We start from the raw sequence: 13086 nt of genomic DNA, 5'->3' as shown, positions 1-13086 counted from the left end.
GGACGCCTCAATGAGCGATCGCCTTCCGGGATTTTCAACCCTCGCCGTGCATGCCGGTGCACAGCCCGACCCCACCACCGGCGCGCGCGCGACTCCGATTTATCAAACGACCTCTTTCGTCTTCAACGACGCCGACCACGCCGCCTCGCTGTTCGGCTTGCAGGCGTTCGGCAACATCTATACCCGCATCGGCAATCCGACCAATGCCGTGTTGGAAGAGCGTGTCGCGGCACTTGAAGGCGGCACGGCTGCGCTGGCGGTGGCTTCGGGCCATGCCGCCCAGGTCGTGGTGTTGCAGCAATTGCTGCAGCCCGGCGACGAATTCATCGCGGCGCGAAAACTCTATGGCGGCTCGATCAACCAGTTCACGCACGCGTTCAAGAGCTTTGGCTGGAACGTGGTGTGGGCCGATCCCGACGACATCTCGAGCTTCGAGCGCGCGGTAACGCCGCGCACGAAGGCGATCTTCATCGAGTCGATCGCCAACCCCGCCGGCAGCATCACCGATATCGAGGCGATCTCGACGGTGGCGCGCAAGGCGGGCGTGCCGCTGATCGTCGACAATACGCTGGCCTCGCCCTATCTGATCCGTCCGATCGACCACGGCGCCGATATCGTCGTGCACTCGCTGACCAAATTTTTGGGCGGCCACGGCAATTCGCTCGGCGGCATCATCGTCGATGCTGGCACCTTCGACTGGTCGATGGGGGGCAAATATCCGATGCTGTCGGAGCCGCGGCCGGAATATCACGGCATCCGGCTGCAGGAGACGTTTGGCAATTTCGCTTTCGCGATCGCCTGCCGCGTGCTGGGCCTGCGCGACCTCGGCCCCGCGCTGTCGCCGTTCAACGCCTTCATGATCCTCACCGGCATCGAGACGCTGCCGCTGCGCATGCAGAAGCACTGCGACAACGCCAAGGCCGTCGCCGAATTCCTCGCGGGACATCCGGCGGTGGCCTCGGTCAGCTATGCCGGCCTGCCGAACGACAAGTACAACCAGCTCGCGCGCAAATATGCGCCGAAGGGCGCGGGCGCTGTGTTCACCTTCAGCCTGAAGGGCGGCTATGACGCCGGCGTCAGCCTGGTGTCGAAACTGCAGCTGTTCTCGCACCTCGCCAATGTCGGCGACACACGCTCGCTGGTGATCCACCCCGCCTCGACCACGCACAGCCAGCTCGACGACGCCGCCAAGGTGAAGTCCGGCGCCGGCCCCGACGTGGTGCGGCTCTCGATCGGCATCGAGGACAAGGAAGACCTGATCGCGGATCTGGAACAGGCGCTGGGAGCGTAACTGTTGTCGTTCCGGGGCAGTGCGACGAGCCGAACCTCAGGTGCGCAATTGCGTACCGGGGAAACTCGAGATTCTCAGGTGCGCAATTGCGTTCGCGCTCTCGCGCGCCCCGGAATGACGCCGGCCGTTTTGGCTGCCGTCGGTTAACAGTCATTAACCATATCTGCCGCATACATCGTCCTTGGACCGCCCCTTTGATTCGGAGCCGACGATGCTGCGCTGGATGGTGCCCGCCCTTGCGGCGATGCTGACGGTTTCAAGCGCGCTGGCGGCCGATCTGCCGGCGACGCCGAAGCGGCGCGCGGCCGTGCCGCCGCAGGACCCGCCACAGGTCTATGTCGAGACCGATCCGGATGCGCTGATCTCGCCGGCCTATGGCATCGGCAGCTACATTCGCAACCTGCCGGGCACGCCGCTCTTGCCCGGATCCAACACCTTGCCGGGCTATTACGGCCGGCCCTGGAGTTACGATTATCAGGGCCCGTACTACGGCGGGAAGCAGGTCGACTATTTCTGGCGCCTGCCCTACGCGTGCGGCGTCTACGGCTATTGCTGATCAGCCGGGCTGATGGTGATCAGCCGGGCTGGCTGACCGGGAACGCACGCGGCTGCGCCTCCGCAGCTCGCCGTGACGCGAGCCGTTCAACCTGCATCACCGCGAGTGTGAGCACCAGTATCGCCACCGCCTGGTGCGCGAGCGCCAGTCCAATCGGAACCTGGTTGAGCAGCGTGAGGATCCCGAGCACGGCCTGCAAGCTCACCGCCGCAAGCAGCCACAGCGCACCGTTCGCTGCCGCCCCTGCGCGCGATCGCACCGCGTCGATCGCATGCAGCGCCGCCAGCACGAACAGCGCATAAGCCGTCATGCGGTGCTCGAACTGCACGGTCAGCACATTGTCGAACATGTTGCGCCACCACGGCGTCTCGAACCACAGCCGATCGGCGGATGGAATGAACGCACCATCGATCTCAGGCCAGGTGTTGTAGGCGCGCCCGGCGCGCAGGCCTGCGACCAGCGCACCGAAATAGATCTGCACGAAGGTCACGACGAGAAGCAGCGCGCTCGTAAACCTCAGCCGAGTCGGTGCCGCGATCTGCGGTCGCTCCTTGAGGCGCCGCACCGTCCAGATGATGCCGGCGAAGATCAGGAGCGCCAGCAGCAGATGCGTCGCCAGCCGATATTGCGAGACCTCGACCCGCTCGCTCAGGCCCGAGGCAACCATCCACCAGCCGACCGCACCCTGCAGACCGCCGAGGGCGAACAGCAGCCATAGCCGCCGCTTCAGTTCACCCGACAGGCCGCCGCGCCAGAGAAAGAACAGGAATGGCAGCAGATAGGCGATGCCGATGAAACGTCCGAGCAGCCGGTGGCTCCACTCCCACCAGAAAATCTCCTTGAACTCGGACAGGCTCATGCCCGCGTTCAGTTCGCGGTATTGCGGGATCTTCTTGTAGGCCTCGAACGCCTCGATCCACTGCGCCTCCGAGAGCGGCGGAACACTGCCTGTGACCGGCTTCCATTCGACGATCGACAGGCCGGATTCCGTCAGCCGCGTCGCGCCGCCGACCAGCACCATCAGCGCGATCAGCGCGGCCACGGCGATTAGCCACCAGCGCACGGCGCGATGCGGGTTGATTGGAGCGGAAATCGTCATTTCAGGGGCAAACCAAGCCTTGTAACCAACAGACTTGAACCGGAACGCGTGCCCCTTATAGTCCCCCGCTCCCGCAGCGCAAGTTACGCGAAAGACCGCGACATTCCGCCATGACGATCCGCACCCGCAAGTTCCTCGGCGCCATCCTGCTCCTGGTGCTGGCCACGGTCTGGGCCCTGCTCGGCATGGCGGCTGCCCAGATGCCGTGGATCGCCGAGTCCGGCTGGCGGCAGGCGATCTACTATGTCGTGGTCGGCATGGGCTGGGTGCTGCCGGCGATGCCGATCGTGAGCTGGATGCAGCGGCCCGACCGGGTCAAGTCCGGCCCGTAGTGCTGCCCGTCGGCTTCACCGGCGCAAAGGCAACACCCGACACCAGCACGCGCAGCATGCGCAGTGAGCGGACCCGGCCGTCCCATGAAATCCGCGGCAGGGCGCGCAGATTGGTGCGCCCTTCCGCCTCCACGATGCCCGGAATTGTCGACACCGCGCTGGCAAAGCCCGCTTCCTCGGCCATCACGACGTGGCTGCGCCGGAACGAAGCGCGGTCGCCGAACGGAAAGGCGAAATGCCTGATGTCGCGGCGGAAAGCCGATTCCGCCACCGCCTTGCCCATCGTCATCTCGCGCAGCGCGGCGGCATCCTTCATGTTGGCGAGAACCGGGTAGTTGACGGTGGCGCTGCCGATCGTCACCAGCGGATCGGCAGCGAGCTTCGCGAGATCCTCCCAGTCCATCGACGCCCCGCGCGAGAGCGCAGCGAGGTCGACCCGGTAGCGCGTGCAGAGATCGGCGATCGCGACCGACAAATCCGCCGGTGGCAGCGAGCGAAGCCAGCTCTCCAGATACGAAAACAGCGCCTGCTTCCGGGCATTGTCGGTGACGGTGAAGCGCTGCTCCTTCTCACCCATCATCAGGCTGATGCGGCTCTCGCGCGCGATCACCTGCTCGAGCCCGAGCCACCAGGCTTCACCGACGCCATCCGGAAACGCGGTTGGCACATAGATCGTGAAGGGCACGGCGTGACGCGCCAGCACTGGGTAGGCGAATGTGATGAGATCCTTAGGCGCGCCATCGAAAGTCAGCGCCACGAAGCGACGCTTCTCCGGCAGCGTTACGGCGCGCCGGCAGACCTCGTCCATGCCGAGGAAATCGTACTTCCACCGCTTCAGCGCGCGGATGGCGCGGTCGAGGAACTGCGGCGTGATCTCGTGCGCGCGCAGCGGCTGAAATCCGCGCCGCCGCGGCCGCACGTGTTGAAAGCGCAGGATGGCGCCGGCACCACGACTGCGCAGCGCCGCCTGGCCGGTGAACCAGGCCAGCTCGAGGCGCAGCCGTTCCAGCCATCTGTCCTCGGAAGCCAAAATCCCACCCTTCGCGCGCGCCTGGCGGTCCGTTCCCTCTCCCATTGTCATTACCCTTTGTTGACCTTTGTTTGCAAAGGTCGGCCACAGGCCGAATTGCGTATTTTCGATTTCTCGACAGGTTTCGCGAATGACCATGGCTGCGGCGATGCAAAGCCGGAGGGCAGAAGCGCCAGCGCGGTCGAAAGCGAGCCGTATCGCGCAGGTCGATATCGTCACCGATCTCGCCGAGGCCGAGGCGGTCTGGCGTGCCTTCGAGGCGAGCGGCCAGCTCTTCACGCCTTACCAACGCTTCGACCTGCTCAGCCCGTGGCAGCGGCTGGTCGGCGCCCGTGAAGGCGCCCGGCCGTTCATCGTGATCGCCCGCGACGCCGATCGACAGCCGCTCCTGCTGCTGCCGCTCTCGCTGCGCCAAAGCCATGGCGTGCGCACAGCCTGCTTCATGGGCGGCAAGCACACGACCTTCAATATGGGCCTGTGGAACACTGAGTTCGCGGCGCAGGCCGCCATCGCCGATCTCGACGCGCTGTTTGCGCCGCTGCGTGGGCATGTCGACGTGCTGGCGCTAACGCAGCAGCCCGAGCGCTGGCATGACCAGCAGAACCCGTTTGCAGATCTGCCGCGGCAGAGCGCGATCAATGGCTGCCCGCGGCTGGTGATGGAGCCGGGCGGGCCGAAGGAATCGCGGATCAGCAATTCCCTCCGCCGCCGCCTCAAGAGCAAGGAAAAGAAGCTTCAGTCCCTCGCCGGCTATCGCTATCACCTTGCCACGTCAGACGCAGATATCACCCGCCTGCTCGACTGGTTCTTCCGCGTCAAGCCGGTGCGGATGGCAGAGCAAAAGCTCCCGAACGTCTTCGCCGAGCCCGGCGTCGAGCAGTTCGTCCGCAGCGCCTGCCTTGCGCCGCGCGGTGAAGGACGCGTCATCGACATCCACGCGCTCGAATGCGACGACGAGGTGATCGCGATCTTCGCCGGGGTCGGCGACGGGACGCGCTTCTCGATGATGTTCAACACCTACACGATGTCCGAGCATGCCCGCTACAGCCCGGGCCTGATTCTGATGCGCTACATCATCGACCGCTACGGCGAGCGCGGCTACCGCTCGCTCGACCTCGGCATCGGTTCGGACGACTACAAGCGGATGTTCTGCAAGGACGACGAGGACATTTTCGACAGCTTTGTTCCATTGACCCCGCGCGGCAAGCTCGCGGCGATGGCGATGTCCTCGCTCAACCGCGGCAAGCGGCTGGTGAAGCAGAACCAGATGCTGTTCGACATGGCCCGACGGCTGCGGCAGGCGTTCGGGTAGCTTTTTCCGCTTGCACGGCTGCTTCCCTGCTCCCCTTGTGGGAGAAGGTGGCGCGAAGCGCCGGATGAGGGGTTCGCTCCGCAAACACAGATATCGTAGGATGGGCAAAGCGAAGCGTGCCCACCACGTCTGTCGAAAACCGTTGAAAGGTGGTGGGCACGTGCGCAAGTGCGCCTTTGCCCACCCTACGATTCCGGACTCGCGGAGAGATATCCCTCACCCGCCTCGCCGCTAGGCGGCGAGCCACCCTCTTCCACAAGGGGAGTGGGCAAGAACTACGCCGCTACCACACGCGGCGCTTCCACCGCATCCGACGGCTGCACCGGCTTGCTCAGCATCGTCACCTCGCTGAAGCCGACCGCGTTCAGCTGCTCGCACATCTGCGTGCGTGCATCCGGTGCCATCGAGGCATCAGGCACCACGACAGCGCGGGCATGCGCCGTCAGCAGTTCGGCCGGAAGGTCGGAGGCGCTGCCGGCGTCGATCAGCACGTGATCGTAGGCGCGCAGCAGCGCGTCGATCGCGAGCGCCACGCGCGGCGATTGCAGCAGGCTGCGGTCGAAGCCGGGACGGCCGGCCATGACCAGATGCAGCCGCGAGAGCTTGTCGCGGGTGATGATTTGCGCGAACGAGGCCTCCCCCTGCATCAGCTCGGCAAGGCCCGGAGCCGACGCATCGACGGACACCGCGGCAATGGTCGGCGAGGACGCGGCGAGATCGACGACAACGACGCGCGCATCGCGCGAGAGGTGCCGGGCCAGCGTCAACGTCGATAGCGTGATGGCTTCGCCGGGCGCGGTGCCGAGCACCGTGACCTTCCTGGCCGCAGCGCCCGCGGCGCGCAACCTATCCGCCAGACGTTCGATCTCGGCGAATTCGCCGACGTCCACGTCGGTCGCGATCGCCGGCTGCAGCGGCGCGGGCTCTGCCAGAGCCGGATCGACCACCGGATCGTTGCCCCTGTCGACGATAGGCTCGACGGCCCGCTGAACGACCAGCGGCTCTTGACGCACCGGCGCCTGCGCCGGACCAACCGCCACCGCGCCGCGCGGCGCAGTCTGGCGCAGCAGCTCACCGGTGACGACGATGCCGGACGACAGCAACAGCGTCGCAATGGTCGCGATCAGCACGATCGGCAGCTTCTTCGGATAGGCCGGCGTGTTGGAGACAATGGCGCGCGAGATGATGCGGCCGTCCGTCGGCGCGGTGTCGATGGTTTCGCGGGTGTTGGCCTCGCGGTACTTGGCGAGATAGGTTTCCAGCAGGTCGCGCTGCGCCTTGGCCTCGCGCTCCAGCGCGCGGAGCTGGACGTCCTGGCCGTTGGTCGAGGCCGCTTGCTTCTTGAGCTGCTCCAGGCTCACGGTCAGGCCATCGACCCTGCCGCTGGCGATCCGGGCGTCGTTCTCGAGCGAGCGCGAGATCTTGGCCGCTTCATCGCGAATCTGATTGTCGAGGTCGCCAAGCTGCGCCTTCAGCTCCTTGATCCGCGGATGATTGCCGAGCAGCGTGGATGACTGTTCGGCGAGCTGCGCCCGCAACGTCACCCTCTGCTCCGACAGCCGGCGCATCAATTCGGAGTTCACGACCTCGGATGCCTCGATCGGCTTGCCGCTCTGGAGCATCTCGCGGATCAACCGTGCCTTGGACTCCGCGTCGGCCTTCATCGAGCGCGCATTGTTGAGCTGGGTGTTGACCTCGCCCATCTGCTGGTTCGACAGCGTGGTGTTGTTGGTGCCGACGAACAGGCTGGATTTGGAACGGAAGTCCTCGACCCTGGCCTCGGCCTCGGACACTTTCTTGCGCAAATTCTCGATCTCGCCGGCCAGCCATTGACTGGCGTTCTTGGCCTGCTCCTGGCGCACGCCCTGCTGCAGCACGAGATAGCCGTCGGCGATCGAATTGGCGACGCGGGCGGCAAGCTCGGGATCGGCGGACTGGAATTCGACGACGATCACGCGCGACTTGTCGACCGCGTAAGCCTGCAGCCGTTCGTAATAGGCATCGAGCACACGTTCTTCCGGCGTCATCGCGAACGGGTCGCGGCCGATACCGATCAGCGCGGCAAGCGACTTCAGCGGCGAGATGCCCTGCACCACCGGATCGAATTCAGGGCGATCTGCAAGCTTGTTCTTCTTGATGATCTCGCGCGCGAGATCTCGCGACAGCACCAGCTGCACCTGGCTGGTCACGGCCTCGGCATCTAGCGCCTGCCGCTCCTCGGTACGGTCGCTGTTCGGGCGCAGGAACACGTTCTCGCGGCCGTCGATCAGGATGCGGGCTTCGGACTTGTAGCGCGGCGTAACGAGGTTGACGACAGCGAGGGACGCAACGAGCGCCAGCGCCGTCGGCACGATGATCCAGCCGCGCTTGCGCGCCAATGCCGCGCCGAGCGCGTGCAGGTCGATGTCGCCGGATTCGACGTGCGCCGGCTTCGCGACGACGGGCGCAGGCTTTGCTTCGACCTTGGCTTCGATCTTTGCTTCGACCTTGGGCTCGTGCGCGGACTTGGACTTCGAGACCGCCCGCTCGATCACCGCCTTGTCCTTGCCGGCACGCCAGAACGCTAAACGCATCGAACACTCCCGCAGGGCAACGCTGCGACTCTACCTCAACCGGGGCGATTACACTCCATTAAGGTTGCCGCTGGGTTAATCGCGACATCGCGCGCCTGGCGCGCGTGCGCCCGTCACCATTTGTTAACCACGAGGCCCCTTAATCCCTCGCGCTTATTTCGTGAGAATTGTTCGGCTGTCGCCGTCGAGCTGGTTTTGGATCATGCCCCCCTCTCCCGACCGGCCGCTTCGCATCCTGCACGCCGTGCGTGCTCCGGTCGGCGGCATCTTCCGCCACATCCTCGACGTCGCCAACGGCCAGGTCGATCGCGGCCATCATGTCGGCATCCTCGCCGATAGTCTCACCGGCGGTGAGCGCGCCGACAAGGCGCTGGCCGAGCTCGCGCCGCGGCTGAAGCTCGGCGTGCACCGCATGGCGATCCGCCGCGAGCCGTCACCCGACGACCTCATGGTATGGCATCGCATGCGACGCCTGATCGCGAAGCTCAAGCCCGACGTGATGCACGGCCACGGCGCCAAGGCCGGCGCCTTCATCCGCATGCGGCGGCGCTCGGACGACACCATCCGTATCTACACCCCACATGGCGGCTCGCTGCATTATCCCCTCAACACCTTCAAGGGCGAGTTCTACGCACGGCTCGAACGCGCGCTGATGGATTCGACCGACCTGTTCCTGTTCGAGAGCGCCTTTGCCCGCGACACCTATCAGCGCATCGTCGGCACGCCCAAGGGCGTGGTGCATTGCGTCTTCAACGGTGTCACGCCCGAGGAGTTCGAGCCTGTCGTAACGGCCGACGACGCGACCGACCTCTGCTATGTCGGCGAGTTCAGGCACATCAAGGGCGCCGACTTGCTGGTCGAGGCCGTGGCACACCTGCATGAAGGCGGCAAGAAGGTCACGCTGACGCTCGGCGGCGACGGCGAGGAGACGGCTTCGCTGAAGGCGCAGGTCGAACGGCTCGGCCTCACCGGTGCGATCCGCTTCATCGGTCACGTTAAGGCGCGCTACGGCTTCTCCAAGGGGCGGCTACTGGTCGTCCCCTCGCGCGGCGATTCCATGCCCTATGTCGTGATCGAGGCCGGCGCCGCCGGAATTCCAATGATCGCGTCCCGTATCGGCGGCATTCCCGAGATCTTCGGTACCGACAGCCCGGCTCTGTTCGCGCCGAGCGATCCCGAAGCCATGGCGGAGGCGATCGCCGCGGCGCTCGATGATCCGCTAACCACCGCGCAGCGCGCGGCATCGTTGCGCGAGCGCATCTCGGCACATTTCTCGCAAGCCGCGATGGTCGAGGGCGTGCTTGCCGGCTATCGCGACGCATTTGCCAATCATTAACCATCCTTAAGCCCGCTTTAGAAAATCTTCCGATTTGTTCGATAATCGAAGCGCCAGGGGATGCTTGCCCGGGCGCGCGAGGCCGTGCCGCGGGTTTTGGAATGGACGTGGACGCCCGTGGAACCGCTCAACGCACGCTCGATGCTCGACGCCGCGACCAGCGCTGCGGCAAAGCCTGCTGACCAGCCCTTTGTGGAGCGTCGTCGCCGGCTCTCGCCTGCGGCGCTCGAAGTCGTCAACCAGAAGGTCGCCCGCGCCTATTCGCCGATCGTGATCGCCGGTTTTGTCCGCCTGGCTGATTTCGCGCTGCTGAGCCTCGTCGGCATTGCGCTGTATGTCGGCTATGTCATGCCGCTGTCCGGCGCCTTCAGCTGGATCTATCCCGCCGAGGTCGTCGCCGTCGCCATCGCCGCCGTGGTCTGCTTCCAGGCCGCCGACATCTACCAAGTGCAGCTGTTCCGCGGTCAGCTGCGGCAGATGACGCGGATGATTTCGTCCTGGTCGTTCGTCTTCCTGCTGTTCATCGGCATCTCCTTCTTCGCCAAGTACGGCAGCGAAATTTCACGGCTGTGGCTGGCCGCCTTCTACTTCCTCGGGCTGGCCGCGCTGCTCGCCGAGCGCCTGGTGCTGCGCTCGCTGGTGCGCGGCTGGGCGCGCCAGGGCCGGCTCGACCGCCGCACCATCATCGTCGGCTCCGACAGCAACGGCGAGCAGCTGGTCGAGGCACTGAAGGCGCAGGAGGATTCCGACATCCACGTGCTCGGCGTGTTCGACGACCGCAACGACAGCCGCGCGCTCGACACCTGCGCCGGGGCGCGCAAGCTCGGCAAGGTCGACGACATCGTCGAGTTTGCCCGCCGCACCCGCGTCGATCTCGTGCTGTTCGCGCTGCCGATCTCGGCGGAGACGCGCATGCTGGAGATGCTGAAGAAGCTCTGGGTGCTGCCGGTCGACATCCGTCTCTCCGCCCACACCAACAAGCTGCGCTTCCGGCCCCGCTCCTATTCCTATCTCGGCGAGGTGCCGACGCTCGACGTGTTCGAGGCGCCGATCACCGACTGGGATCTGGTGATGAAATGGCTGTTCGACCGCGTCGTCGGCAGTCTCGCGCTGCTCGCCGCCCTGCCGGTGATGGGCCTGGTGGCGCTGGCGGTGAAGCTCGACAGCCCCGGCCCGGTGCTGTTCCGCCAGAAGCGCTTTGGCTTCAACAACGAGCGCATCGACGTCTACAAGTTTCGCTCGATGTACCACCATCAGGCCGATCCGACCGCCTCGAAGGTGGTGACCAAGAACGATCCGCGCGTCACCCGCGTCGGCCGCTTCATCCGCAAGACCAGCCTCGACGAGCTGCCGCAGCTCTTCAACGTGGTGTTCTCCGGCAACCTTTCCCTGGTCGGCCCGCGCCCGCATGCGGTGCAGGGTAAGCTGCAGAGCCGTCTGTTCGACGAAGCCGTCGACGGCTATTTCGCCCGCCACCGCGTCAAGCCCGGCATCACCGGCTGGGCTCAGATCAACGGTTGGCGCGGCGAGATCGACAACGAAGAGAAGATCCAGAAGCGCGTCGAGTTCGACCTCTATTACATCGAGAACTGGTCGGTGCTGTTCGACCTCTACATTCTCCTGAAAACGCCGATCTCGCTGCTGACCAAGAACGAGAACGCGTATTGAGTTGAGTTTCTCCGTCATGCCCCGGCTTGAGCGGGGCATCCAGTACTCCGCAGCGCCAGTCGTTTCCTATAATGCGCGTCACGAAGTACTGGATCGCCCGGTCAAGCCGGGCGACGACAGCAGTGCTTGTGGTGTACCAGTTTGCGTAAGCGTATGAGCGTGTGATGGCGTATGCGGCGACAGCCGGTGGAGTGAAATTAGCCGCACCAGCTGCACCCGGCGTGCTGGCACTGCAGCGCGCGCTGGTGTGGCTGGTCGGCGCCTCCGGCGCCATCGTCTTCATCGAGCCGAGCCCCTACGAGATCGCGACGCTGCTCGCCACCATCGCCTTCTTCGCCACCGGCCTGCGCCTCAGGCTCGTGCTGATGCCGCTGGTGTTCATGCTGGTCCTCCTCAATGTCGGCTACACCATCAGCGCGATCCCGCTGTTCGAGCAGCCCGAGGTGGTGAGCTGGATCGCGACCTCCTGGTACATGACGGTGACCGTGGTGTTCTTCGCCATGGTCACCTCGGAAGACACGGCGGCCCGGCTCGACATGCTCCGCCGCGGCCTCGTGGTCGGCGCGATGGTCGCCTCGCTGCTAGCGGTCGCCGGCTACTTCCACCTAGTTCCCGGCGGCAACGATCTCCTGACGCTCTACGGACGCGCGCGCGGCACGTTCAAGGACCCCAACGTGCTCGGCGCCTTCCTGATCCTGCCGGCGCTGTTCGCGCTGCAGAGCGTGGTCTCGGACAAGCTGGCCAAGGCGTTCCGCAACGTCATCGCCTTCGGCATCATGTCGCTAGCGATCCTGCTCGCCTTCTCCCGCGCCGCCTGGGGCGGGCTGGTGCTGACCTCCGCCTTCATGCTTGCGCTGATGGTTCTGACCAGCCGCACCAATACGCAGCGCTCGCGCATCATCATCATGGCGATCGTGGCCGCGGTGCTGGGGCTGGCGCTGATCGCGCTGCTGCTGTCGTTCGATTCCACCGCCGAGATGTTCAAGCAGCGCGCGAGCTTCGACCAGAGCTACGACGAGGGCCGCTTTGGCCGGTTCGGCCGCCACATCCTGGGGGCGGAGATGGCGCTCGACCTGCCGTTCGGCATCGGCCCCCTGCAATTCCACCGCTACTTCCCCGAGGACACCCACAACTCCTACCTGAACGCCTTCATGTCCGGCGGTTGGCTTTCCGGCGTGTGCTATCCCGCACTGGTCTTCACCACCGTCATCATGGGCTTTCGCCACATCTTCATCCCTGTGCCCTGGCAGCGCGCCTATCTCGCGGTGTTTTCCGCATTCCTCGGCACGGTCGGCGAAAGTTTTGTGATCGACACTGACCATTGGCGGCACTTCTGGATGATGCTGGGCGCGATGTGGGGCATGATCGCGGCGGCACAGATCTACAAGATCAAGGCTGACGACGAAGCTTCTTCAGCTTGAGAGCGGGACGCTTTTCCGGCGGCGTGTCGAGCAGGCCCTTGAGCGCCTCCGTGGCTGCGAGGACGCCCTTGTAGCCATCATTGGCGAAGCGTAGCAGCAGGCGCAATTCCTCGTCGGAATAGCCGCCGAACACCTTCTCCATCGCCTGCTGCATCGGCACGTAGAACTGACCGATCTTGATCGCCGCGTCCGGCACGACCGCGATGAAAACCTTCCGGCGGTCGTTCTCGTCGCGCTCGCGGCGCACCAGGCCGGCCTTTTCGAGCCGGTCGACCACGCCCGTGATCGCGCCCGTCGTGAGGCCCGTGACCTCGGCGAGCCGGCCCGCGGTGACGCGGCCTTCGAGATAGAGAATGTCCATGCATTCGAGGTCGGAATTGGCAATTCCGGCAACGTTGGCAACGGTCTGGCCGTAGAGCACGCCCTGCGCGGAAGACCTGCGCATCGCCGCTTCGAGCTCCTGCAACA

11 protein-coding genes are annotated in these 13086 nt (G+C 65.3%); 7 read left to right on the top strand and 4 right to left on the bottom strand.

Annotated features, from left to right (window positions below; translation table 11 throughout):
• Positions 1–10: 10 nt before the first annotated feature.
• Positions 11–1291 carry an O-acetylhomoserine aminocarboxypropyltransferase gene (locus tag P6U29_RS19615; RefSeq protein ID WP_407119055.1) on the top strand — a complete coding sequence of 427 codons (1281 nt, stop codon included), beginning with the start codon at positions 11–13 and terminating at the stop codon, positions 1289–1291.
• A gap of 211 nt (positions 1292–1502) precedes the next feature.
• Positions 1503–1847, top strand: a complete 345-nt coding sequence (locus P6U29_RS19610; RefSeq protein WP_407119054.1) for a hypothetical protein — start codon at positions 1503–1505, stop codon at positions 1845–1847.
• Between the two features lie 19 nt (positions 1848–1866).
• Here P6U29_RS19610 and P6U29_RS19605 read toward each other — a convergent pair whose 3' ends face one another.
• Positions 1867–2946, bottom strand: a complete 1080-nt coding sequence (locus P6U29_RS19605; protein ID WP_407119053.1) for a COX15/CtaA family protein — start codon at positions 2944–2946, stop codon at positions 1867–1869.
• A 110-nt stretch (positions 2947–3056) separates the two neighbouring features.
• Between P6U29_RS19605 and P6U29_RS19600 the strand changes: the two genes are divergently transcribed.
• Positions 3057–3278 carry a DUF2842 domain-containing protein gene (locus P6U29_RS19600; RefSeq protein ID WP_018642447.1) on the top strand — a complete coding sequence of 74 codons (222 nt, stop codon included), beginning with the start codon at positions 3057–3059 and terminating at the stop codon, positions 3276–3278.
• Here P6U29_RS19600 and P6U29_RS19595 read toward each other — a convergent pair.
• On the bottom strand, positions 3262–4308 hold the full coding sequence (locus tag P6U29_RS19595; RefSeq protein ID WP_407119364.1) for a polysaccharide deacetylase family protein: 1047 nt from the start codon (positions 4306–4308) through the stop codon (positions 3262–3264). The genes P6U29_RS19600 and P6U29_RS19595 overlap by 17 nt on opposite strands.
• A gap of 130 nt (positions 4309–4438) precedes the next feature.
• Here P6U29_RS19595 and P6U29_RS19590 point away from each other — a divergent pair, with 130 nt between their 5' ends.
• Complete coding sequence (locus P6U29_RS19590; protein WP_407119052.1) at positions 4439–5620, top strand: GNAT family N-acetyltransferase; 1182 nt, start codon at positions 4439–4441, stop codon at positions 5618–5620.
• Between the two features lie 275 nt (positions 5621–5895).
• Here P6U29_RS19590 and P6U29_RS19585 read toward each other — a convergent pair whose 3' ends face one another.
• On the bottom strand, positions 5896–8193 hold the full coding sequence (locus tag P6U29_RS19585) for a GumC family protein (RefSeq protein WP_407119051.1): 2298 nt from the start codon (positions 8191–8193) through the stop codon (positions 5896–5898).
• A gap of 202 nt (positions 8194–8395) precedes the next feature.
• On the opposite strand from P6U29_RS19585, the gene P6U29_RS19580 reads away from it, so the two are divergent.
• The 3 genes from P6U29_RS19580 (at position 8396) to P6U29_RS19570 (ending at position 12618) form a co-directional block, all read left to right on the top strand.
• Positions 8396–9529 (top strand): glycosyltransferase family 4 protein, encoded by a 1134-nt coding sequence (locus tag P6U29_RS19580; RefSeq protein ID WP_407119050.1) that lies wholly within the window; start codon positions 8396–8398, stop codon positions 9527–9529.
• 117 nt (positions 9530–9646) lie between these two features.
• The gene (locus P6U29_RS19575; RefSeq protein WP_407119048.1) at positions 9647–11197 is read left to right on the top strand and encodes an undecaprenyl-phosphate glucose phosphotransferase; all 1551 of its coding nucleotides are present in this window, start codon (positions 9647–9649) and stop codon (positions 11195–11197) included.
• Between the two features lie 164 nt (positions 11198–11361).
• Positions 11362–12618, top strand: coding sequence for an O-antigen ligase family protein (locus tag P6U29_RS19570; RefSeq protein ID WP_407119047.1), 1257 nt, complete (start codon positions 11362–11364; stop codon positions 12616–12618).
• Here P6U29_RS19570 and P6U29_RS19565 read toward each other — a convergent pair.
• A complete protein-coding gene (locus P6U29_RS19565) occupies positions 12587–13063 on the bottom strand; it encodes a MarR family transcriptional regulator (protein ID WP_407119363.1) in 477 nt (158 codons plus the stop codon). The two genes, P6U29_RS19570 and P6U29_RS19565, sit on opposite strands and share 32 nt — an antisense overlap.
• Positions 13064–13086: the final 23 nt, after the last annotated feature.

Source organism: Bradyrhizobium sp. LMG 9283 (assembly GCF_045571415.1).
In the GTDB taxonomy this organism is placed as follows: domain Bacteria; phylum Pseudomonadota; class Alphaproteobacteria; order Rhizobiales; family Xanthobacteraceae; genus Bradyrhizobium.
This window is presented reverse-complemented; position numbering and strand designations above follow the sequence as displayed.